Here is a 22,313-nt window from a genome sequence, read left to right on the forward strand (position 1 = left end):
ATGCCGGCCGCGGCCGGCGGAAAAACTTAAGAAGCCAGCGGCACGACCTGCCAGCGCCCATCATTCAGCACCAACTGACGATCACAGCCGGCCTCGTGCGCAGCAGCCACATCCTGGCCAGGCAGCGCTTGAACCACACGGGAATTCTCGCTACGCAGCCGCTGCACGGCTTTCCATAGATAGAGATCATGGTTGTCCGGCGCCCAAATACCCGCGGCCGGCTCATCCAGCTCCATTTGCCCCAGGCTCACCAGGGTTTTCAGATCAGTGGAAAAGCCTGTCGCCGGGCGCGCCCGACCGAAATCCGCACCGATATCATCATAGCGACCACCCTGAGCGATCGACTGACCGACCCCCGGCACGAATGCCGCGAACACCACGCCGGTGTGGTAGTGATAGCCACGCAGCTCGCCGAGATCAAAATACAGCGGCACTTCCGGATAACGGCGGCTCAGCGTATCGGCGATGGCGATCAGATCATCCAGCGCGGCATGCACCTCATCCGGCGCCTCGACCAGACAAGCCTGAGCCAGATCCAGCACATCGCGATCACCGCAAAGCTCTGCCAGCGCACGCAACATCTTCCTCAGTTCGGACGGTAAAGCCTCGGTCAGCGCAGCCACTTCATCGACGGCCTTGCGCTGCAGCGCATCAAACAGTTGCTGCTCGACCTCGCCAGAAAGACCGGCTGCACGCGCCAGACCGCGGTAGATACCGACATGCCCCAGATCGATATGCACCTCCGGCACGGCAGCCTGCTCGAGCATTTCCAGCAGCAGGCTGATGACTTCAACGTCACTGGCCGGACTGGCATCGCCATACAGCTCGGCGCCCAACTGGATCGGGCTGCGCGAGGTGGTCAGGGCCCGCGGCTGAGCATGCAGAACGCTCCCCGCGTAGCAGAGGCGACTCGGCCCCTCACGCCGCAAGGTATGCGCATCGATACGCGCGACCTGTGGCGTGATATCGGCACGAAAGCCCATCTGCCGACCGGTCTGCGGATCGATCACCTTAAAGGTGCGCAGATCCAGATCCTGACCGGCGCCAGTGAGCAGCGATTCGAGGTATTCGATATGCGGCGTAACGACGAACTCATAGCCCCAGCGCTGGAATAGATCCAGGACCTGGCGGCGCGCCGCTTCAATGCGCGCCGCTTCCGGCGGCAGTACTTCTTCGATGCCATCTGGCAGCAGCCAGCGGTCTACCGTTGCCATTTCGCCATTCCCCTCTTGATCCGGGCGGCGAGCCGTTAGGCTCTAGTGAAGCCAATATAGGAGGGCCGTTCCCAGCAGCATGCTGGCTAGCCCGATTAGGCGCAGGTGGCGATCAGGCAGCTGCAACAACTGCGTGAACGTCTCGCGCCAACCTCGTGGATAAAGGAAGGGCAGGATGCCTTCCAGCACCAGCAACAGACAAAACGCTATGCCGAGTTCCTGCCACATGATTCCCACAGACGCAAAAAAGCCGGGATTTTCCCGGCTGGCCTATGATAACACGTTTCCTTAATCGGTCACCCCGGCGGACGACTGGCGCCCGCCGGAGCACTGATTACGGTTTGGACTTTTCCAGGTAGCGGAAGAAGTCGCTACTCGGGTCCAGCACCAGTACATCACGCTTATCCGCAAAGCTTTCACGGTAGGCGCGCAGGCTGCGATAAAACGCATAGAACTCCTGATCCAGACCGTAAGCCTTGGCGTAGATGGCTGCCGCCTTAGCGTCACCGTCACCGCGCGTCTCTTCCGCCTCACGGTAGGCTTCAGCCAGGATCACGCGCTTCTGCCGATCGGCGTCAGCACGAATACCCTCAGCCAACTCCTTACCCTTGGCGCGATGCTCACGGGCTTCACGCTCACGCTCAGAGCCCATGCGATCGAATACGCTGCGGTTAACTTCTTTCGGCAGGTCGATGGCCTTAACCCGCACATCCACCACTTCGATACCCAGCTCGCGCTGCGCCGCTTTGTTAAGGGTCGCGGTCACGTCAGCCATCAACGCATCACGCTCACCCGACACCGACTCGTGCAGGGTGCGCTTACCAAACTGGTCACGCAGCGAGGCTTCAAGGCGGCGCGACAGCCGCTCATCCGCAATCTGCTTAAGACCAGAAGTCGCGGTATAGAAACGCTCGGCGTCCAGCACTCGCCATTTGGCGAAGGCATCGACCATCAACGCCTTCTTCTCCAGAGTCAGGAAACGCGAAGTGGAGGAGTCGAGCGTCATCAGCCGGGCATCGAACTTGCGCACCTGGTTGACGTACGGAACCTTCGCATGCAGGCCAGGTTGCACGTCTGCCTGGACGATACGACCAAACTGCAACAGCACCGCGCGCTCGGTCTGAGCGACGATATAGAAGCAATTCCAAGCGACCAGCGCGACTACCACGCCGACAATCAGGGCGATCAGCGATTTATTGCTCATCAGCGAGTCTCCCTCGAACGCAGATCACGCTGCTGCAGCTCAGCACTCACGCGTGACCCCAGATCGCCACTCGCGGCGCTCGCAGGAACACTTGGAGCGGCAGTGCCACGGCTATCGATCATCTTATCCAGCGGTAGATAGAGCAGATTGTTCTGCCCCTGCTCGCCAGTCACCAACACCTTGCTGGTATTACTCATCAGCTCTTGCATGGTATCCAGATACAGACGCTCACGCGTGACGTCCGGCGCCTTGCGGTACTCGGCAACCAACTTGCTGAAGCGGTCGGCCTCACCGGTGGCGCGGGACACCACTTCATCGCGGTAACCGCTGGCGTCTTCGATCAAGCGCTGAGCCTGACCGCGGGCCTCGGGCACCACACCATTGGCGTAGGTTTCCGCCAGATTGCGCTCGCGCTGTTCGTCTTCACGGGCACGAATCACGTCATCGAAGGCTTCCTGCACTTCACGCGGCGCCGCGGCGCTCTGCAAGTTCACCTGGGTCACGGTGATACCGGTTTTATAGGTATCCATGAAACGCTGCAGGCGCTCCTTGACCTCGCTGGCCATCAGCTCACGACCTTCGGTCAGCACCTGATCCATCGCCGTGGAACCCACCACGTGGCGCACGGAGCTGTCCGTAGCCTGCTGCAAGCTAACTTCCGGCTGGTCAACGTTAAGCACGAAGTCCTGCAAGTTGCTGATCTTGTACTGCACAGTGAGCGGGACTTCGATGATGTTTTCATCTTCGGTGAGCATCTGCCCCTGCTTGCTGTAAGCACGCTCGCGGGTGACGTTCTCCTGATACTTACGATCAATCGGCGGGAAATAGAAATTCAGGCCCGGGCCGACCGTTTCGTAGTACTTGCCGAAGCGCAGCACAACGGCCTGCTCCTGCTCATCCACGACATAAACGGCGCTATACAGCCAAACAGCAGCCAGCAACCCCAGACCGATGGCGAGCAAGCCGAAGCCACCACCACTGCCCAAGCCGTCCCCGCCGCCACGTTTCTTACCGCTGCCGAACAGCCCATTCAGGCTTTCCTGCAACTTGCGGAAGGCTTCGTCGAGATCAGGCGGCCCCTTGCGGTCGCCGCCTTTGCGCCCACCCCAGGGATCCTGATTGTTCGAGTTGCCACCCGGCTCATTCCAAGCCATAGCGCTCTCCATACTGATAAAGCAAAGACGCACCCACGGCACGCCCGCCAATGCTACAGATGCCGGTCACTAGCAGCAAAGCCGCAGTCGCAGGCTTTATTGCAAAGTGTGTTGCTCGAGAAACTCTGACGGTTGCCAGCCTTCGCGACTGATTAACCGATGTAGCTCAACCCGCGGCACGCGAATCGCCAGCAGGCTACCGCCCTCCTCGTCATGCCCTTCGCTTTGCACAACACCCAAAGCAAAAAATTGTGCCCGCAGCCTACCAAGACGCTGCGGCAAACACAGGGTGCCGACAAACAAATCCTCACCCAGCAATTCGGCAATCGCCTGACGCAACAAATCCAGCCCCCGCCCATCACGAGCCGACAGCCAGACTCGCTGCGGTTTACCTTCGGCATCACGCTGAATCTGCGGCTCTACGCCTTCGAGCAGATCCAGCTTGTTGTAGACCTCGAGAATCGGCAGAGCTTCGGCGCCGATCTCGGAGAGCACCGCCATGACCTGCTCGATCTGCTGCATGCGCTCCGGCTCATGGGCGTCGATCACATGCAACAGCAGCTCGGAGTTGCTCGACTCTTCCAGGGTAGCGCGAAAGGCCTCGACCAGCTTGTGCGGCAGATGACGGATAAAGCCCACGGTATCGGCCAACACCACCGGCCCCAGATCATCTAGCTCCAGACGACGCAGAGTGGGATCAAGCGTCGCGAAGAGCTGGTCGGCGACGTAAACCTCGGACGCGGTCAGCGCATTGAACAGCGTGGACTTGCCGGCGTTGGTGTAGCCCACCAGAGAAACCGAAGGAATATCCGCACGCTTACGCCCGCGCCGCGCCTGCTCACGCTGGCTGCGAACCCGCTCGAGCTTTTGCTTGATCTGACGGATGCGCACACGCAGCAAACGGCGGTCGGTTTCCAGCTGAGTTTCACCTGGGCCGCGCAGACCAATACCGCCTTTCTGCCGCTCCAAGTGAGTCCAGCCGCGCACCAGCCGGGTACTCATGTGATCCAACTGGGCTAACTCAACTTGCAGCTTGCCCTCATGGGTACGTGCGCGCTGAGCAAAAATATCGAGAATCAGCCCGGTGCGATCAAGCACGCGACACTCGAACACGCGTTCGAGGTTGCGTTCCTGACTGGGCGTGAGGGTGTGATTGAAAATCACCAGATCGACCTGCTCAACCTTGATCAGGTCGCGTAACTCATCGACCTTGCCACTGCCGATCAGGTATTTAGCGGTCGGCCGATGACGCGGTACGCTAATAAACGCCACCGTGTCCGCACCCGCTGAAAGCGCTAGTTCCTGAAACTCCTGCGGATCTTCGCGCGCCTCGGGATCCTGGCCGTCCAGATGAACCAGGATCGCCCGCTCACCCCCTTCATGACGCTCGAAGAACAAGGCAGCCTCCTATCAGGCGTTACCTGGCTCGGCTTCGGCTTGCTCGCCTTCAGTCGCGCTAGGCAGACGAACCGGACGGCTCGGCACTACAGTGGAAATGGCGTGCTTGTAGACCATCTGGCTGACAGTGTTCTTCAGCAAAATCACAAACTGGTCGAAGGACTCGATCTGGCCTTGTAGCTTGATGCCGTTAACCAGATAGATCGAAACCGGTACGCGTTCCTTACGCAGGGTATTGAGGTAAGGGTCTTGTAGCGAATGCCCTTTTGACATGTGCCGCACTCCTTTGTGGGTCAATAGTTGTAGTAATAAAAAGTACATGACTTATGCCGTCTCCCCCCAAGGATAGACGGCTACAAGCAAGGTCTCAGTTCAATATGGAGACCGATGCCAAGTATTTCAAGGCGCGTGGCAGATTGTCGCAAGCCAGGCTGTCCAACCAATGTAGATCAGACCAGCTACGCAGCCAGGTGAACTGCCGCTTGGCCAATTGCCGCGTGGCAATGATGCCGCGCTCGACCATCTCCGCCCGATCTAGGTTGCCATCCAGATAATCCCAGACCTGGCGATAGCCCACCGCGCGAATCGCCGGCAAGCCCGCATGCAGGTCACCGCGCTTGCGCAGGGCTTCGACCTCTTCGATAAAGCCCTGTTCCAACATCAGCTGAAATCTTTCGGCGATACGCGCATGCAGCACCTGGCGCTGCGCTGGCGCTATCGCCAAGCGCGCCACAGTATAAGGCAATTGTTCGCGGCCTGATGCGTCTAAACCGGAGTTTTGCCCAGCCTGACGCTGACGATGTGCAGTCATCGTCAAGCCGCTGACACGAAAGACTTCCAGTGCACGGGTCAGTCGCTGCGGATCATTCGGATGGATACGCGCCGCCGATTCCGGGTCGACCGCCGCCAGCTCGCGATGCAGCGCCTCCCAGCCCTCGACTGCAGCGCGCGCCTCCAGCTCGGCACGCACCTGCGGATCGGCACCCGGCATATCCGCCAAGCCTTCCTGCAACGCCTTGTAATAAAGCATGGTGCCGCCGACCAACAACGGAACCCGCCCTCTGGCCGTGATGTCCGCCATGGCCGCCAGGGCATCGGCGCGGAACTCGGCGGCCGAATAGCGCTCAGCCGGGTCACGGATATCAATCAGGCGATGAGGAAACTCCGCCAGCAGCTCTTTCGACGGTTTGGCCGTACCTATATCCATACCCCGGTAGATCAACGCCGAATCGACACTGATCAGCTCGCAGGGCAAGACGCGGCTCAGCTCGATGGCCAAATCGGTTTTGCCGGCCGCGGTCGGGCCCATCAGAAAGATCGCCGGAGGTAGGCGTTCAGCTATCAAAATTGCTCTCTAAGCGTCGTGAGCGCCGGCCAGGCAAGGCAAAAATCGGCGAGGAAGCGGAGTTTACAGCCAGTAAATGAGCATTCCGAGCCGATTTTTAACGCCGCATGGCCAAGCGCAACAGCTTAGGGAGCAATTTTAGCGACCACGCAGGAAAAGTTTGTCGAGATCGTCCATGCCCAGCTGCGTCCAGGTCGGCCGACCATGGTTGCACTGGCCGCTGCGCTCGGTGTGCTCCATATCGCGCAGCAGAGCGTTCATCTCCGGCAAGGTCAAACGCCGGTTGGCACGTACCGCGCCGTGACAGGCCATAGTGCCGAGCAGCTCATTGAGATGCGCCTGAATGCGGTCACTGGTGCCATATTCCAGCAGATCGGCCAGCACATCGTGCACCAGGCGATTGGCTTCCGCCTGCTTGAGCAATGCGGGGATCTGGCGAATCGCCAGGGTTTCCGGACCGAGACGCTGCAACTCGAAGCCCAAACGCTGGAACCAGGCGCCGTGCTCTTCGGCGCAATCCGCCTCGCGCTGGCTGACCGCAATCGACTCGGGCACCAGCAAGGGCTGACCGCTCAAGCCCTCGCTGGCCATGGCGATCTTCAAGCGTTCGTAAGTGATGCGCTCATGGGCCGCGTGCATATCGACCAGCACCAGCCCCTGGGTGTTTTCGGCGAGGATATACACGCCTTTCAGTTGGGCCAGGGCATAACCGAGTGGCGGCACATCGCCCTGGCCGTCCGGCAAAACTGCCGCAGGCGCCCCCGCCAGCGGCGAGAAAAACTCCCGGTAAGCGCCCTGCGCCTCAGCCGCCGGCAAGCTCTGACCAGGCCGCGGGGCCGAATAGCCGCCAATTGGCGCGCGCCAGGTCGACTCGGATACCGGTCGCTCCAGCACATTGGCCGCCAGGCTCATCTCGTTCTGCGGGCCGAACTCCCCTGCCGCCTGACCGGTCGGCCGCAACATGCCCGCCACGGCTGCCGGCGCCGCCAACTGATCTTCCGGGCGCACCTCGCCGAGGGCGCGATGCAAGGTGCCGTAGAGGAAGTCATGCACCATGCGCCCGTCGCGGAAGCGCACTTCATGCTTGGTCGGGTGCACGTTGACGTCGACGACCGCCGGATCGATCTCAAGAAACAGCACAAAGGTCGGATGGCGACCATTGAACAGCACATCGCGATAAGCCTGGCGCACCGCGTGGGCGACCAGCTTGTCGCGCACCATGCGGCCATTCACATAGAAATACTGTAGATCCGCCTGGCTGCGCGAGAAGGTCGGTAAGCCGACCCAGCCCCACAGGCGCAAGCCGTTACGCTCGATTTCGATCGGCAGCGCCTGCTCCAGAAAAGCCGGCCCACAGACGGCCGCCACCCGCCGCGCACGACTGGCCTCATCCGGCGCCTCGTGCAGCGCCAGCACGTTTTTACCGTTATGCCGCAGATGAAAGGCCACATCGAAGCGCGCCAGGGCCAGGCGCTTGATGACTTCCTGCAGGTGGTCGAATTCGGTTTTCTCGGCGCGCAGGAACTTGCGCCGCGCCGGGGTGTTGAAGAACAGATCGCGCACTTCCACCGAGGTGCCGACCGGGTGCGCCGCCGGCTGCACCCGTGGCGCCATGTCACGCCCTTCGGTTTCCACCTGCCAGGCCTGGTCCGCCCCGGCGGTACGCGAGGTCAGGGTCAGGCGCGCCACCGAGCTGATCGAGGCCAACGCCTCGCCCCGAAAGCCCATGCTCATCACCCGCTCGAGGTCTTCCAGCTCACGAATCTTGCTGGTGGCATGGCGCGCCAACGCCAGCGGCAGATCGTCGGCGGCAATGCCGCCACCGTCATCGCGCACCCGCAGCAACTTGCTGCCGCCCAGTTCGACATCCACCTCGATGCGCTTGGCGCCGGAATCCAGACTGTTCTCCAGCAACTCCTTGATCACCGAGGCGGGCCGTTCGACCACTTCACCGGCGGCAATCTGGTTCGCCAGCCGCGGGCTCAGCAGCTGGATACGCGCCTGCTCTTTCATCGAGGGCTCATGGCTGCTCATGGCTGCGCCGCCAATGCAGTCGCCGGGATCTGCAGATTCTGGCCGACCTTGATGCTGTCGGACTTCAGGCCATTGGCACTGCGCAACGCCGGCAGGCCGACCTGGTAGCGTTGCGCAATCAGCGCCAGGCTCTCGCCCGAGCTGACCACATGCTCGCGCGGCCCCGGGGCAATCTTGCCCTCATCACGCAACCAGGCGATGTAGGTCCCAGGTGGCGGATTTTGCTGGAAGAACTGGCGGATGCCGCTGTGAATCGAACGCGCCAAGGACTGCTGATGGCCGCCCGCCGCCAGTTTCAGGGCCTCGTTAGGGTTGGAAATAAAGCCGGTTTCCACCAGGATCGACGGAATATCCGGCGACTTCAGCACCATAAATCCGGCCTGCTCCACCCGACGCTTGTGCAGCGGGGTAACCCGGCCCAAGTTGCTCAGCACCTTCTGCCCAACGTTCAAGCTGGAGGACAACGAGGCGGTCATCGACAGATCGAGCAACACGCCAGCCAGCATGCGGTCTTTGTCGTCCAGGCTGACGTTACCGGCGCCACCGATCAGGTCGGAGCGGTTTTCACTGTCGGCCAGCCAGCGCGCGGTTTCTGACGTCGCACCACGATCGGACAAGGCGAACACCGAGGCGCCGAACGCCGAGGCACGCGGCGCGGCATCGGCATGGATGGAGACGAACAGGTCGGCACCTTTCTTGCGCGCAATCTCGGTACGCTTACGCAGCGGAATGAAGTAGTCGCCGGTGCGCACCAGCTCGGCGCGAAAGCCTTTGTCGGCATTGATCTGCCGCTGCAGCTCTTTGGCGATGGCCAGCACCACGTCTTTCTCACGCGCGCCTTTCGGGCCGAGCGCGCCAGGGTCTTCGCCGCCGTGCCCGGCGTCGATGGCGATGACGATCTCGCGCTTGCCGCTCGGCAATGGCGTCAGCTTAGGTGCCGCCTGGGTCGGCGAGACTGGCACCGCGGGCGCGCTGGCGGTCGTCGTCGAAGGCAGATTGGGCGCACTGTCGGCGCCCTGGTCGAACAGGTCGATCACCAGGCGGTCGCCGTATTGCTGATTGGGCGCCAGGCTGAAGCTTTTCGGGGTAACCGGCGCCGAGAGGTCGATCACGATGCGCAGGTCGGTCGGCGTCCGCTGCGCAGAGCGCACGCTGGTGATCGGGGTATTGGCGATAGACAGCTGTTCCAGCTTGGTCGCCAGCTGCGCCCCGTTGACATCGATGACGATGCGGTTCGGTGCGGTCAGGGTAAATACGCTGTGCTGCACCGGGCCGGACAAGTCAAATACCAGCCGAGTGTTATCCGGCGCCCGCCACAGCCGCACACCGCGGATATCCGCGGCGGCAAAAACGTCGGCGGCCAACGCCATAAGCAGCACACCCACCCCGGTAATCAGCGCGCGCATGCGCATACCCAACCCCACTCTCTTATTCATGTCCTATGGTCAAGGCGGCACACCAGGCCTCGCCGCGCACGTTTTGTGGCGCCAAGCGCAGCAAACGGCCGTCTTCTTGCGGGGTAATGGTAATGGTCAGGTCAGCCTTTGGCAAAACGCCAGCCCCTCGCTGCGGCCATTCGATCAGACAAAGAGCATCGCCCTCGAAATAATCACGGATGCCGAGAAACTCCAATTCCTCTGGATCGGCCAGCCGGTACAGATCGAAGTGAAAGGCCCGTAGATCGCCGAGTTCGTAAGGCTCGACCAGGGTGAAGGTCGGACTCTTGACCGCGCCGACATGCCCCAGACCACGAATAATCCCGCGTGACAGGGTGGTTTTACCGGCCCCCAGATCGCCGTGCAGATAAATAATCCCGCGACCACCGGTCGCCTGGGCGATTCGCGCGCCCAGCACCAGCATCGTGGCTTCGTCCGCTGCATACAGGGTTAGTTCAGACAAGGCGACTGTTCCTCTAGTAACTGACGAATGACCGCGATCAAGTCGCTGGCGGCCAGCCCGCGGCCCTGCGCCCCGAGACGCTCACCGGCCGTGGCGTGCAGCCAGACCGCCAGGCTCGCGGCCTCGAACGCCGGCAAACCCTGGGCCATCAAGGCGCCGATCAACCCGGCCAAGACATCCCCCAGGCCGGCGCCGGCCATGGCCGGATGGCCGCGATCGCACAGCCCCAGCCGCCCGTCCGGCGCGGCGATCAGGCTGCCGGCGCCTTTGAGCACCGTGACTGCCGCGTATTTTTGCGCCAGCGCCCGCGCCGCGGCGGGGCGATCGGCCTGCACCTCGGCAGTCGAAATGCCCAACAAGCGCGCCGCCTCGCCCGGATGCGGGGTGATGATACTGTCCGCGGGCATCGGCAGCGCTCCCGCCGCCAACAAGTTCAGCCCATCCGCATCCCAGACCTGTGGCCGCGCACAATTCGCCGCCACCGATAACAGACTGCGCCCCCAGGCGCCCTGGCCCAAACCGGGGCCCACCACCAGCACCTGCGCGCGCGCGGCCAGGCCCAGCAATTGATTGGCCGAAGCCACCCCCAGGCTCATCAGCTCCGGCCGCCGCGCCAGCGCGGCGGGCACATGCTCCGCCCGCGTCGCCAGGGACACCAGCCCCGCACCACTGCGCAACGCGCTTTCTGCCGCCAGCAGGGCCGCACCACCCAGCCCGTGATCGCCACCGACCACCAGCAGATGGCCAAACTGGCCCTTGTGCGCAGTACGCCGACGCGCCGCTAGCCGCGGCAGATTGCCCGGGGCTAGGCGCTGCGCCTGGGTGGGCGCCTGCGCCACGAGCTGCGGGTCCGCCTGCAAATCATCGAACACCAGCTCGCCGACCAACCCTGGCGCATCGCCGGTAAACAGGCCGATCTTCAAGCCGACAAAGCTCACCGTCAGCTCCGCGCGCACCGCCACCCCCAGTTCGCGGCCGGTATCGGCGCAGAGCCCCGAGGGCAGATCCAGCGCCAGCACCGGCAAACCGCTGGCATTCAGCAGACGGATCGCCTGGGCATACGGTTCGCGCACCGCGCCGCGCAGACCGGTGCCGAGCAAGCCGTCGACCAACACGCCGGTCAGTTCGGCGCACTCGCTCCACGGCTGAATCGTCACCCCGGCCTGGCGTGCCGCATCCCGCGCCGACGCTGCGTCGCCCGCCAGCTGCGCCGGGTCGCCAACCGCCAGCAGCTGTACGCGCCAGCCGGCACGCATGGCCAAGGCCGCCAGCAGATAAGCATCGCCGGCGTTATTGCCGCGCCCGGCTAATACCGTCACCACCTCGGCCGCCGGCCAGCGTCGGCGCAGCGCCCGCCAGGCCGCATGGGCAGCACGCTGCATCAGCTCGAAGCCGGGCGTACCGGCGGCGATCAGGCGCGCATCGAGGTCGCGCACCTGGGCGGCGCTATATAAAGCAGTCGGAAAAGCGTCGTGAGAATGCGGCATGCGTCGGTCGGCTCAGATGTCTGGCAGAATTATACCTACCTCCGCCCCGGTTTCCTGTTCGAATGTCCACCTCCCCGCTCGATCTCGCCGCGCTCGCCCAGTCGATCAAAGACTGGGGTCGAGAGCTGGGCTTTCAACAGGTCGGCATTGCCGGGCTGGATCTGGCCGAGCACCAGGCGCATCTCGAACGCTGGCTGGCCGCCGGCTATCAGGGCGAGATGGACTACATGGCCGCCCACGGCAGTAAACGCTCGCACCCGGAGGAACTGGTGCCCGGCACCTTGCGGGTGATCTCGCTGCGGATGGATTACCTGCCCGGCGACACGCTGATGGCGCAGCGTCTGGGTCAGCCGGAGACCGCCTACGTGTCGCGCTACGCGCTGGGCCGCGACTACCACAAGCTGATTCGCAAGCGCCTGCAACAACTGGCCGAGCGCATTCAGCAGGCGATTGGCCCGTTCGGTTATCGGGCCTTCGTCGACAGCGCCCCGGTGCTGGAAAAAGCCATCGCCGAACAGGCCGGGCTCGGCTGGATCGGCAAGAACACCCTGGTGCTTAACCGCCAAGCCGGCAGCTATTTCTTTCTCGGCGAGCTGTTTGTCGACCTGCCGCTACCGGTTGATCCGGCACACGGCAGCGAACATTGCGGACGCTGCAGCGCCTGCCTGGACATCTGCCCGACTGCCGCCTTTGTCGGCCCTTATGTGCTGGATGCACGGCGCTGCATCTCCTACCTGACCATCGAGCTGAAGGGCCCGATCCCAGCGGAGCTGCGCCCGCTGATCGGCAACCGGGTGTTCGGTTGCGACGACTGCCAGATCGTCTGCCCCTGGAACCGCTTCGCCCGCCCCACCAGCCAGGGCGACTTCCAGCCACGGCATAATCTGGATAACGCCGAGCTGGCCGAGCTGTTTCGCTGGAGCGAGGAGGAATTTCTCAACCGCACCGAAGGCTCACCGCTGCGCCGCGCCGGCTATGAGCGCTGGCTGCGCAACCTGGCCGTCGGCCTGGGCAATGCGCCTTCGACCATTCCGGTGCTGGAAGCTTTGGAGGCGCGCCGCGCGCACCCCTCGGAGCTGGTGCGCGAGCATGTCGAGTGGGCCCTGAGCCGGCACGGCCGCTAGACGAATCAGAATTTGATGAAGTGCTCGCGGTAGTGCTTGAGCTCGGCGATGGAGTCACGAATATCGTCCAGGGCCAGGTGCGCGCCACTCTTCTTGAAGCCGTCGTGCACCTGCGGCGCCCACCGAGTGACCAGCTCCTTCAGGGTGGAGACGTCCAGGTTGCGGTAGTGGAAGTAGGCCTCCAGCTTACCCATATGGCGATACAGAAAGCGCCGATCCTGACAGATGCTGTTGCCACAGATCGGCGACTTGCCCTTGGGCACCCACTGCTCGAGGAAGGCGATGGTTTGCGCCTCCGCCTCCGCCGCGCTGATCTTGCTCTCGCGCACCCGCCGGGTCAGGCCAGAGCCACCATGTTGCCGGGTGTTCCACTCGTCCATGCCGGCGAGAACTTCATCGCTCTGATGCACGGCGATCACCGGCCCTTCCGCCAGCACATTGAGGTTGCTGTCGGTGACGATGGTGGCCATTTCGATGATGACATCGGTGTCTGGATTCAGACCGGTCATTTCCAGGTCGATCCAGATCAAATTCTGCGGGTTTTGCATAGCGGCGCTCCTCGGCTTAGCTGCGCAGTTTAGCCTAGGGCGCGACATCTCGTCCGCCGTGGCGAACCCGGCTATCGCCAAGCCCTCTACGAACTTAAGCCAGCCGGCAGCATGCTAAACTCGCCGCCGACCGACTTATTCGCCGCCTTATCTATTCGCTGTTTTATTTATCGGAAGCCCCATGGCCAAACGCCAGCTCAACCGTCGCCAAAACTGGCGCATCGAGAAGATTCAGGGTGAGCGCGCCGCGCGCGCCGCCAAGCGCGAGTCGCAGACGCTGGATGCGCTGGAAGGCGGCGACCTCGGCCCCGAGCAGATCGGCCTGGTGATCGCCCACTTCGGCGTGCAGGTCGAGGTCGAGGCCCAGGACGGCGAGCTGGCCGGGCAAGTCTTCCGCTGCCACCTGCGCGCCAACCTGCCCACCCTGGTCACCGGTGACCGGGTGGTCTGGCGCGCCGGCAATCAAGGCATCGGGGTGATCGTCGCGCAACTGCCGCGCAACACCGAACTGTGCCGCCCGGACAGCCGCGGCCAATTGAAGCCGGTAGCGGCCAACGTCGACCTGATCGTCATCGTCTTCGCCCCGCTGCCCGAGCCGCACGCCAATCTGATCGACCGCTACCTGGTCGCCGCCGAACATGCGGGCATTCGTCCACTGCTGCTGCTGAACAAAGCCGACCTGATCGACGAGAAAAACGCCGTGGCGCTGAATGCGCTACTCGGCGTCTATCGCCAACTGGGCTACCCACTGCTGGAGGTTTCCGCCCACCAGGGCGGCGGCATGGAACAGCTGCAGGCCCTGCTGGACGGGCATGTCAGTGTCTTTGTCGGCCAGTCCGGCGTCGGCAAATCCTCGCTGGTCAACAGCCTGCTGCCGGAGGTCGACACCCGCGTCGGCCCACTGTCGGAACTCACCGGCAAAGGCACGCACACCACCACCACCGCCCGCCTGTTCCACTTCCCGGGTGGCGGCGAGCTGATCGACTCACCCGGCATCCGCGAGTTCGGCCTGGTGCACGTCAGCCGGGATGATGTCGAAGCCGGCTTCATCGAGTTCCACGACCTGCTCGGCCACTGCCGCTTCCGCGACTGCAAGCATGACCGCGAGCCCGGCTGCGCGCTGCTGCAAGCCCTGCAAGAGGGCCGCATCCAGCCGCAGCGGATGGCCAGCTACCGGCATATCCTCGCCAGCCTGCCGGAAACGGAATACTGAGACTAACAGGCCGCGATCAACCGCGGCCTGTTAGGCGTGCGGCCCCAGGGAGTCGTGGTGCGCCCTTGAACTTTCAGCTAAGCGCGAATTCGAGCCGAGCTCCAAGCGTCGCAAGAGTCGACCCGCACGCTTGCCACCCGCTACGGGCTGAACGAGAAGACCGTCGCCAAATGGCGCACCCGCGCCGAGGCCAGCGGGCAGACCTTCAGCAAAACCGTGCAATCTATTGAGCGCACCGCGGCCCGCTTTGCCGAACGCGGGCGCTAGCCTTTCCGCTACAATTCGCCCCTTTCCCTGATTCGGAGGCCTTCCATGTCCGCCTTCTCTACCTTGCCCCTGGTCATCGAACCCGCCGACCTAGCTGCGCGTCTGGCGGCTCCTGAGCTGATCCTGGTCGACCTGACCAGCGCCGCCCGCTACGCCGCCGGGCATATCCCCGGTGCGCACTTCGTCGACCCGAAACGCACCCAACTGGGTCAGCCGCCAGCGCCGGGCCTGCTACCGGCGCTGGCGCAACTGGAAGCCCTGTTCGGCGAACTGGGCCATAACCCGGAGGCGCTGTACGTGGTCTACGACGACGAAGGCGGTGGCTGGGCCGGACGCTTTATCTGGTTGCTGGACGTGATCGGCCATGGCCACTACCACTACCTGAATGGCGGCCTGCAGGCCTGGCTGGCGGAGGCTCGCGAGCTGTCCCAAGTCACCCCGGCCAGCGGCGGCGGTCCGGTTGCGCTGGAGCTGCATGACGAACCGAGCGCGACCCGCGAATACCTGCAAAGTCGTCTAGGCGCAGCCGACCTGGCCATCTGGGATGCCCGCGCACCGAGCGAGTACCGCGGCGAGAAAGTCCTCGCCGCCAAAGCCGGGCACATTCCCGGCGCGATCAATTTCGAATGGACGGCCGGCATGGACCCGGCGCGCGCCCTGCGCATCCGTGAGGATATGCCGGCGATTCTCGAGAGCCTGGGCATCAGCAAAGACAAAGAAATCATCACCCACTGTCAGACTCACCACCGCTCGGGCTTCACCTATCTGATCGCCAAGGCCCTCGGCTATCCGCGGGTAAAAGGCTATGCCGGCTCCTGGGGCGAATGGGGCAATCACCCGGACACACCGGTCGAGCTGTAAGCCCTCGTCTTTCCGAGGCTCTCCACTTTTTTAAGGACACCCATGAGACAGCGTTTGTTTATCCTCAGCCAGTACCTGCTGCCCCACCACCTGCTGTCGCGGCTGATCGGTTGCGCCGCCGAATGTCGGGCCGGCTGGCTCAAGAACCGCCTGATCACCTGGTTCGTCCAGCACTACCAGGTGAACATGAGCGAAGCCCAGGTCGAAGAGCCGACCGCCTACGAGCACTTCAACGCGTTCTTCACCCGCGCCCTGAAAGACGGCGCGCGCCCGCTGGATGACACCCCTGGGGCGATCCTCTGCCCGGCTGACGGCGCCGTCAGCCAGCTCGGGCCGATCGAACACGGGCGCTTGTTCCAGGCCAAAGGCCACGGCTTCAGCGCACTCGAACTGCTCGGCGGCGATGCCGAGCGGGCCGCGCCCTTTATGGGCGGTGAGTTCGCCACTATTTACCTCTCGCCGAAGGACTACCACCGCGTGCACATGCCGCTGGCTGGTACGCTGACGGAGATGGTTTACGTGCCGGGCCGGCTGTTCTCGGTCAACCAGAGCACCGCCGAAAATGTTCCCGAGCTGTTCGCCCGTAACGAGCGTCTGGTGTGCCTGTTCGACACCGAGCGCGGACCGATGGCCGTAGTCTTGGTCGGCGCTATGATCGTCGCCGCGATCGAAACGGTCTGGGCCGGCCTGATCACACCGCCCAAGCGCGAACTGAAGGCCACCCGCTACGATGCGGCGGCACGCGCGCCAGTTGAACTGGCGAAAGGCGCGGAGCTCGGCCGTTTCAAGTTGGGCTCCACCGCTATCGTGCTGTTTGGCCCGAACCAGGTGAAATGGTCTGAAGAGTTGCTAGCCGGCAGCGCCGTCCGCATGGGCCAGCGCCTTGGCAACGGGCAGTAACCGCTTGACTGCGCGGGCGGCCTCGGCGGCCCGCCAACCCCACAAGCGTTACGCGCGCAGCCGGCAAGTCGGCCCAGGGCGTTAAATCCGGCGCGGGCTTGCACAGCTCGACAACCCTTGAGTCACAATCAGTATCGACTGACCTCAGTGTTACTGGCCGCCCCAGAGCAACGGCACACACCATCCCGATGGTGGGCTGCGAGCACCTCAAGATACTGCTAGAGTTCGGCAAAGCCCAATGCGTAGAACCACTCGCCGCGCCCTGCGGCGTTGGAGTATCCAAGCACATGGATCAACAGAGCCCCCACCTGCTCTTACGTGTCCCGACACCCGACCAGCAGAAACTGTCCTTCTGCGACGCCAACCCTGCTGACCTGAAACGCTGGATCGCCCGACTGCCGAAGGCCAACCTGGGAGAAACCGCGCGTCAGCTCTATCAGGGCCTGGTGGAACTCAATCAGCTGGTGACCCCGGCGGAGAGTCGCCTACAGCTGCTGGAGTTGCTGCGCACGGAAGTCTATTTCGTCTGCAAGCACCTGGAACGGCACTTTCTCAACCAAGCGATAGTGCTCGATGAACGCCCGCGCAAAGTCGCCAACCTCTGTCAGGCGTTGCAGAACCATCTGGCCGCCGGCTACAAACTGATCATTGCGCAAGAGGCTCCGCGCCCGCCCCGCGAACGCGCCCAACTGCAATTGCTGACGGTCGCCTTACAGCGCGCCGCGCACAGCCTCTGCGGCCCACTGATTCGTGCCAGCCAACTGTACTGCCCGGTGCCGGAGGGGCTGTGGCTGGAGCTGCATAAGCTGTATCAGATTGCCCACCAGCGCGACCTGCACGCGATCGTGGTGCGCGACCCTATGGCGCGCCACAGCAAAGGCTTGAGCGTTGAACAAACCTACCTGATCGCCTTGTTGCTTGGCTGCGCCCGCAGCAACCAGATGCGCCAGAGCGGCATTGCCCGCCTGGCGGAAATCCTCGAGTCCTGGAGTGCATTGGTGCATCTGCAAGCGGCCGGCGAGCCCAGCAGCCTGTTCGCCGTTGCCGCGCAAGTCGATGGCCCGCCGCGCTACAAATCGTTGTTTCAACAAGGCGAACTGCACAACCTGCTGGGCATCGACCCGCAACCCCTGGTCGATGCACTCAAGGAATACCTGCTGTTACCCGCAGAAAGCCGCAACGCCGCCCGCCTGCTAGTGCCTGAGGGCTTGAGCCTGGACTTGCTGCACCATCTGAGTTCGGCCTGGGGTGATATTGCCGAGCGCACGTTCCAACGCAGTGCTGGCCAGGGCAGCCTGACCCTGAGCCTTGGCATGAGCGCAGCGCATTACTTCCTGGCCGGGCAAAAGCCCTTCAACGAAGTACTCAAACGTCCAGAAGAAGCACAAGCGGCCATTTTCAAACCAATGACCACCGATGCGCCGGACATTTGGCGCAACGCCTTCGATGCTCAGCCGACCAGCCACTGGGAAAGTGGCGCGCCCCTCGAGGAGATCCAGTACCAGCGGCCGGTCGTCGAGGGGCAAGAACCGCCGCCCAGCGTCCCCGGCGAGAACTACCCCACCTTCGAACTGGCGATCGTCAACCACAGCCCCGGCGGCTATTGCCTGAGCTGGCCGAAAGAGGTCCCCAGCCAACTCCAGGCCGGCGAACTGCTGGGCGTCCAAGACGCTCCCGAGCAGAGCTGGAGCATCGCCCTGGTGCGCTGGATTCGCCAAGTGCGCGGCGGCGGCACCCAGATAGGCATTGAGCTAATCGCCCCACACGCGCGGCCCTGCGGCCTGCAGCTGCTGCGTAAGGCCGAGCAAAACAGCCAGTACCTACGCGCCTTGTTGCTCCCGGAAATCAGCGCAATTTCTCGCCCGGCGACCCTGATCACGCCACGCCTGCCGTTCCAGGAGGGCCACAAAGTGCTGATCAACTTGAATGGCGAAGAACGGCGCGCGGTCTTGAGCCGCCGGCAGACCAGTACCGGCAGTTTCAACCAGTTCGAATACCGTATGGTCGAACAAACCCCGAGTGACCACGGGAGGCCGGTCACAACCCCGACAAGCCAGAGCAGCGGCGGGGAGGAAGACTTTGACTCACTCTGGAAGTCGCTGTAGATTGCCGGCACACCCCCTTTTGTCGCCTTTTCGCGCCCGTTCGGCGCAGTTTAAGCACACGCCATGGCCATCGAAAAGAAAACTATACGGCTGCTGATTCTTGAGGACTCGCAGAACGAAGCCGAGCGTCTCGTCAGCCTATTTCGCAATGCCGGTCACGCCACTCGCGTGCACCGCCTGACGTCCAGCGACGACCTCGCCGCAGCTCTCCAGCAGAGCTGGGACCTGCTGATTGCCGCCCCCAGCAGCGAGCTGCTTGAGCCCTGCGAAGCAATCAGCGCGATCCGCCGCCAAGCTAAAGACATTCCGCTGATCCAGTTGATCGACGGCAATGACTCCGACGCCATTACCGAAGCCTTGGCACTTGGCGCCCAGGATGCCGTGCCGCAAGGTGAGGATGAGCGCCTGATCCTGGTGGCGCACCGTGAGCTGGCCAATCTGGAGGAGCGGCGTGCCCGCCGCGCCGCCGAGGTCGCCCTGCGCGAGGCCGAAAAACGCTGCCAGCTCCTGCTCGACAGTTCGGTGGATGCCATTACCTACGTACATGACGGCATGCACATCTACGCCAACCGCGCCTACCTCGAACTCTTCGACTACGAAGATGCCGACGAACTGGAAGGCATGCCCATGATCGACCTGATCGCCAGCAGTGATCAGGGCAACTTCAAGGATTTCCTGAAGAACTATCAGAGTGCCGAAGGCGGCGCCGAACTGCTCTGTGGTGGGGTCAAGGCCGACGGCCAGAGCTTCCAGGCGCGCATGAACTTCTCGCCGGCGACTTACGACGGCGAACCCTGCATTCAGGTGGTGATCCGCGCGGAAAGCGGCAACGCCGAGCTGGAAGAGAAACTGCGCGAGATCAGCCGCCAGGACCTGGTCACCGGCCTGCATAACCGTAACCACTTCCTCGAACAGCTGGATTGCGCCGCAGAGCGCGCCGTGAATGCCGGACAACCGGCCAGCCTGGCCTACATCCGCGTCGACCGCTACACCAGTCTGCTGGCCGAAACCGGCCTCGCCGGCATCGACCTGTTGCTGACCGACCTGGCCAACCTGCTCCGCGCTCACTTTGTCGGCGAAGCGCAGCTGGCACGCTTTGGCGACGACGTTTTCACCGTACTGCAACCCGGACAAACCCCCGAGCAAACTCAAGAGGGCCTGGCTGAATTACTGAAGAAAGTCGAAAGCCATATGTTCGATGTCAGCGGCCGAACCGTGCAGACCAGCCTGTCGATCGGCATTGCCGGGCTCAACGAAAAAACCCCGAAAGCCCGGGAAGTGGTCGAACGCGCCCACCGCTGTGCCGACGAACTCAGCGAGGGCAACGCCCTCAAACTGTTCAACCCGGCGCAGGAACTGGCCGCCGCCGCCAGCCGCGGCAATATCGTCGCCATGCTGCAACAGGCGCTGGAGAGCAACAGCTTCCGCCTGCTGTTCCAGCCGATCATCAGCCTGCGCGGCGACAACCACGAACACTATGAAGTGCTGTTGCGCCTGCTCAATGCCCAGGGCGAAGAAGTGCCGCCGCGTGAGTTCCTCGGTGCCGCCAAGGAAGCCGGCCTGGCCGAGAGGATCGATCGCTGGGTCATACTCAACGCCATCAAGCTGCTCGCCGAGCACCGTGCAAAAGGCCACAACACCCGCCTGTTCATCCACCTGTCCAGCGCCAGCCTGCAGGATCAAACGCTACTGCCTTGGCTCAGTGTGGCGCTGAAGGCCGCACGCCTGCCTTCCGATGCGCTGGCCTTGCAAATCAATGAGCCCGATGCCATTGCCTACCTGAAGCAGGCCAAGGCACTGACCCAGGGACTGGCCGAACTGCATTGCAAGGTCGTCCTCAGCCAGTTCGGTTGCTCGCTCAACCCCTTCAATACCCTGAAGCACCTGAGCATCGACTTCGTCAAACTCGATGGCTCCTTCTCCCAGGATCTGTCCAAGACGGAGAATCAGGACACGCTGAAAACCTTACTGACCAGCCTGCACGCCCAGGCCAAGTTGACCATAGTGCCCTTAGTCGAGAGCACCAGCGTGTTGGCCACCCTCTGGCAAGCCGGGGTCAACTATATCCAGGGCTATTACCTACAACGGCCCAGCCAGTCGATGGATTACGACTTCTCCGCCGGCGACGAGTAACCCTCGGCAGCCCAGCTCTGCGCATGAAAAAAGCCGCCCGAGGGCGGCTTTTTTCATGCGCAGGAGCACTCAATCCTGACCATCGCGATCGCGGTAGCCCAACAAATAGAGAACCCCATCCAGGCCCAGGGTCGAGATCGCCTGCTTGGCCGACTGCTTGACCAACGGCTTGGCGCGGAACGCCACTCCTAAACCTGCAATCGCCAGCATCGGCAGATCGTTGGCGCCATCGCCGACGGCAATGGTCTGCTCCAGGCGCAAACCTTCCTGCTGCGCCAACTCTCGCAGCAAATCCGCCTTGCGCTGGGCATCGACGATCGGCTCGATCGCCACACCGGTGAGCTTGCCTGCGACGATCTGCAATTCATTGGCGAAGACGTAATCGATGCCCAGCTTGGCCTGCAACTGCTTGGCGAAGTAGCTGAAGCCGCCGGACAGGATGGCCGTTTTGTAACCCAGCCGTTTGAGCTCGGCGAACAGCGTTTCGGCGCCCTCGGTCAACCGCAGAGACGCACCGATCGCCGCCAACTCGGTCTCGGGCAAACCCTTGAGCAGCGCCAGCCGCTCTTTGAAGCTGGCACGAAAATCCAACTCGCCGCGCATGGCTCTTTCGGTGATGTCCGCGACCTGCTCACCGACGCCAGCCACCTTGGCCAGTTCGTCGATGACCTCGGCCTCGATCAGCGTGGAATCCATATCGAACACCGCCAGGCGGCGATTGCGACGAAACACCGAGTCCTGCTGGAAGGCGATATCGACGTTGAGCTCCTGCGCCACGCTGAGAAACTCGGCGCGCAGCGCCAGCGGATCAGCCGGCTCACCGCGCACGGAAAACTCGATGCAGCCCTTACTCTGCTCGGCGGGCGTGTCCAACGGCATGCGCCCGGACAGACGATCGATATGGTCGATATTCAGGCCGTACTTCGCGGTGATCGAGCTGACCCGTTGCAACTGCTCGGCGGTCACCTTGCGCGTCAGCAGGGTGACGATATGCCGCGGCTTGCCTTGACCGCCGACCCATTGCTGGTAATCGCTCTCCGAGACCGGGGTGAAGCGCACCTGCTGATCCAGCTTATACGCGGTGAACAGCACATCCTTGAGCACCATCGAGGCCTGCTCGGTGCCCGGGATCTCGACCAGAATGCCGAACGACAGGGTGTCGTGAATCACCGCTTGGCCGATGTCGAGGATGTTCACCCCACCCTGCGCCAGCACCCCAGTAATGGCAGCGGTCAGGCCGGGGCGATCTTCACCGGTGATGTTGATCAGGACGATTTCACGCAAGGCGCAGCTCCTGGGGTCTGTGGCCCATGAAAAGGCGCACATTCTAACCACTTTCGCAGCCATACGGGCACGCGCGGCGCTTTGCCCACCCCTGGCCGCTCGCTATACTGCGCGGCAACTCCATTCAAGAAGAGCCGAGCTCT

Annotated in this window: 19 protein-coding genes and 1 pseudogene; 7 read left to right on the top strand and 13 right to left on the bottom strand. The window is 63.1% G+C overall.

The features are described 5' to 3' along the window. Window positions 1–26: 26 nt before the first annotated feature. The 11 genes from FFS12_RS12180 to FFS12_RS12230 form a co-directional block, all read right to left on the bottom strand. Window positions 27–1,214, bottom strand: coding sequence for an ATP phosphoribosyltransferase regulatory subunit (locus FFS12_RS12180; protein ID WP_137887061.1), 1,188 nt, complete (start codon window positions 1,212–1,214; stop codon window positions 27–29). Between the two features lie 42 nt (window positions 1,215–1,256). Further along, complete coding sequence (locus FFS12_RS12185) at window positions 1,257–1,442, bottom strand: DUF2065 domain-containing protein (protein ID WP_137818583.1); 186 nt, start codon at window positions 1,440–1,442, stop codon at window positions 1,257–1,259. A 106-nt stretch (window positions 1,443–1,548) separates the two neighbouring features. Then, window positions 1,549–2,418: a protease modulator HflC gene (gene hflC, locus FFS12_RS12190; protein WP_137818584.1), complete on the bottom strand. Its 870-nt coding sequence runs from the start codon at window positions 2,416–2,418 to the stop codon at window positions 1,549–1,551. Continuing rightward, entirely contained in the window at window positions 2,418–3,572 is a 1,155-nt protein-coding gene (gene hflK / locus FFS12_RS12195) for an FtsH protease activity modulator HflK (RefSeq protein ID WP_137887062.1), read from the bottom strand. Before hflK ends, hflC begins: the two co-directional genes overlap by 1 nt. A gap of 96 nt (window positions 3,573–3,668) precedes the next feature. Next, window positions 3,669–4,970, bottom strand: a complete 1,302-nt coding sequence (gene hflX, locus FFS12_RS12200; RefSeq protein ID WP_137887063.1) for a ribosome rescue GTPase HflX — start codon at window positions 4,968–4,970, stop codon at window positions 3,669–3,671. A gap of 12 nt (window positions 4,971–4,982) precedes the next feature. Further along, window positions 4,983–5,243 (bottom strand): RNA chaperone Hfq, encoded by a 261-nt coding sequence (hfq, locus tag FFS12_RS12205; protein WP_137818587.1) that lies wholly within the window; start codon window positions 5,241–5,243, stop codon window positions 4,983–4,985. A 94-nt stretch (window positions 5,244–5,337) separates the two neighbouring features. Beyond that, window positions 5,338–6,279 (bottom strand): tRNA (adenosine(37)-N6)-dimethylallyltransferase MiaA, encoded by a 942-nt coding sequence (gene miaA / locus FFS12_RS12210; RefSeq protein WP_218568976.1) that lies wholly within the window; start codon window positions 6,277–6,279, stop codon window positions 5,338–5,340. 174 nt (window positions 6,280–6,453) lie between these two features. Further along, on the bottom strand, window positions 6,454–8,328 hold the full coding sequence (gene mutL, locus FFS12_RS12215; RefSeq protein WP_137887123.1) for a DNA mismatch repair endonuclease MutL: 1,875 nt from the start codon (window positions 8,326–8,328) through the stop codon (window positions 6,454–6,456). A 17-nt stretch (window positions 8,329–8,345) separates the two neighbouring features. Beyond that, entirely contained in the window at window positions 8,346–9,773 is a 1,428-nt protein-coding gene (locus tag FFS12_RS12220; protein WP_171011869.1) for an N-acetylmuramoyl-L-alanine amidase, read from the bottom strand. 4 nt (window positions 9,774–9,777) lie between these two features. After that, window positions 9,778–10,248 (bottom strand): tRNA (adenosine(37)-N6)-threonylcarbamoyltransferase complex ATPase subunit type 1 TsaE, encoded by a 471-nt coding sequence (gene tsaE / locus FFS12_RS12225; protein WP_137887064.1) that lies wholly within the window; start codon window positions 10,246–10,248, stop codon window positions 9,778–9,780. Next, window positions 10,236–11,735: an NAD(P)H-hydrate dehydratase gene (locus FFS12_RS12230; RefSeq protein WP_137887065.1), complete on the bottom strand. Its 1,500-nt coding sequence runs from the start codon at window positions 11,733–11,735 to the stop codon at window positions 10,236–10,238. Before FFS12_RS12230 ends, tsaE begins: the two co-directional genes overlap by 13 nt. Window positions 11,736–11,797: 62 nt before the next feature. Here FFS12_RS12230 and queG point away from each other — a divergent pair, with 62 nt between their 5' ends. After that, a complete protein-coding gene (gene queG, locus FFS12_RS12235; protein WP_137887066.1) occupies window positions 11,798–12,859 on the top strand; it encodes a tRNA epoxyqueuosine(34) reductase QueG in 1,062 nt (353 codons plus the stop codon). A 5-nt stretch (window positions 12,860–12,864) separates the two neighbouring features. Here queG and orn read toward each other — a convergent pair whose 3' ends face one another. Next, window positions 12,865–13,407 (bottom strand): oligoribonuclease, encoded by a 543-nt coding sequence (gene orn, locus FFS12_RS12240; RefSeq protein ID WP_137887067.1) that lies wholly within the window; start codon window positions 13,405–13,407, stop codon window positions 12,865–12,867. A gap of 181 nt (window positions 13,408–13,588) precedes the next feature. Here orn and rsgA point away from each other — a divergent pair, with 181 nt between their 5' ends. The 6 genes and pseudogenes from rsgA (at window position 13,589) to FFS12_RS12270 (ending at window position 20,886) form a co-directional block, all read left to right on the top strand. Beyond that, window positions 13,589–14,620 (top strand): small ribosomal subunit biogenesis GTPase RsgA, encoded by a 1,032-nt coding sequence (gene rsgA / locus FFS12_RS12245; protein ID WP_137818593.1) that lies wholly within the window; start codon window positions 13,589–13,591, stop codon window positions 14,618–14,620. Between the two features lie 87 nt (window positions 14,621–14,707). After that, a pseudogene (locus tag FFS12_RS12250) lies at window positions 14,708–14,806 on the top strand (IS481 family transposase); the annotation flags it as partial. A gap of 126 nt (window positions 14,807–14,932) precedes the next feature. Continuing rightward, window positions 14,933–15,748 (top strand): thiosulfate sulfurtransferase, encoded by an 816-nt coding sequence (gene rhdA / locus FFS12_RS12255; RefSeq protein WP_137887068.1) that lies wholly within the window; start codon window positions 14,933–14,935, stop codon window positions 15,746–15,748. Between the two features lie 42 nt (window positions 15,749–15,790). Then, a complete protein-coding gene (gene asd / locus FFS12_RS12260; protein ID WP_137887069.1) occupies window positions 15,791–16,648 on the top strand; it encodes an archaetidylserine decarboxylase in 858 nt (285 codons plus the stop codon). 287 nt (window positions 16,649–16,935) lie between these two features. Beyond that, the gene (locus FFS12_RS12265; protein ID WP_137887070.1) at window positions 16,936–18,753 is read left to right on the top strand and encodes a molecular chaperone; all 1,818 of its coding nucleotides are present in this window, start codon (window positions 16,936–16,938) and stop codon (window positions 18,751–18,753) included. A 63-nt stretch (window positions 18,754–18,816) separates the two neighbouring features. Continuing rightward, the gene (locus tag FFS12_RS12270) at window positions 18,817–20,886 is read left to right on the top strand and encodes an EAL domain-containing protein (RefSeq protein WP_137887071.1); all 2,070 of its coding nucleotides are present in this window, start codon (window positions 18,817–18,819) and stop codon (window positions 20,884–20,886) included. A gap of 69 nt (window positions 20,887–20,955) precedes the next feature. On the opposite strand, the gene serB is transcribed toward FFS12_RS12270, so the two are convergent. Continuing rightward, window positions 20,956–22,170, bottom strand: coding sequence for a phosphoserine phosphatase SerB (gene serB, locus FFS12_RS12275; RefSeq protein WP_137887072.1), 1,215 nt, complete (start codon window positions 22,168–22,170; stop codon window positions 20,956–20,958). Window positions 22,171–22,313: the final 143 nt, after the last annotated feature.

This window comes from Pseudomonas sp. 2FE, from assembly GCF_005503735.1.
In the GTDB taxonomy this organism is placed as follows: Bacteria; Pseudomonadota; Gammaproteobacteria; order Pseudomonadales; family Pseudomonadaceae; genus Aquipseudomonas.

What these genes read in the sequence shown, in the direction of transcription:
- FFS12_RS12180 (WP_137887061.1), bottom strand. Translation starts at nt 1,214, where the DNA reads ATGGCAACGGTAGACCGCTGGCTGCTGCCAGATGGCATCGAAGAAGTA.
- FFS12_RS12185 (WP_137818583.1), bottom strand. Translation starts at nt 1,442, where the DNA reads ATGTGGCAGGAACTCGGCATAGCGTTTTGTCTGTTGCTGGTGCTGGAA.
- hflC (WP_137818584.1), bottom strand. Translation starts at nt 2,418, where the DNA reads ATGAGCAATAAATCGCTGATCGCCCTGATTGTCGGCGTGGTAGTCGCG.
- hflK (WP_137887062.1), bottom strand. Translation starts at nt 3,572, where the DNA reads ATGGCTTGGAATGAGCCGGGTGGCAACTCGAACAATCAGGATCCCTGG.
- hfq (WP_137818587.1), bottom strand. Translation starts at nt 5,243, where the DNA reads ATGTCAAAAGGGCATTCGCTACAAGACCCTTACCTCAATACCCTGCGT.
- miaA (WP_218568976.1), bottom strand. Translation starts at nt 6,279, where the DNA reads ATGGGCCCGACCGCGGCCGGCAAAACCGATTTGGCCATCGAGCTGAGC.
- mutL (WP_137887123.1), bottom strand. Translation starts at nt 8,328, where the DNA reads ATGAAAGAGCAGGCGCGTATCCAGCTGCTGAGCCCGCGGCTGGCGAAC.
- FFS12_RS12230 (WP_137887065.1), bottom strand. Translation starts at nt 11,735, where the DNA reads ATGCCGCATTCTCACGACGCTTTTCCGACTGCTTTATATAGCGCCGCC.
- queG (WP_137887066.1), top strand. Translation starts at nt 11,798, where the DNA reads ATGTCCACCTCCCCGCTCGATCTCGCCGCGCTCGCCCAGTCGATCAAA.
- orn (WP_137887067.1), bottom strand. Translation starts at nt 13,407, where the DNA reads ATGCAAAACCCGCAGAATTTGATCTGGATCGACCTGGAAATGACCGGT.
- rsgA (WP_137818593.1), top strand. Translation starts at nt 13,589, where the DNA reads ATGGCCAAACGCCAGCTCAACCGTCGCCAAAACTGGCGCATCGAGAAG.
- rhdA (WP_137887068.1), top strand. Translation starts at nt 14,933, where the DNA reads ATGTCCGCCTTCTCTACCTTGCCCCTGGTCATCGAACCCGCCGACCTA.
- asd (WP_137887069.1), top strand. Translation starts at nt 15,791, where the DNA reads ATGAGACAGCGTTTGTTTATCCTCAGCCAGTACCTGCTGCCCCACCAC.
- FFS12_RS12265 (WP_137887070.1), top strand. Translation starts at nt 16,936, where the DNA reads ATGGATCAACAGAGCCCCCACCTGCTCTTACGTGTCCCGACACCCGAC.
- FFS12_RS12270 (WP_137887071.1), top strand. Translation starts at nt 18,817, where the DNA reads ATGGCCATCGAAAAGAAAACTATACGGCTGCTGATTCTTGAGGACTCG.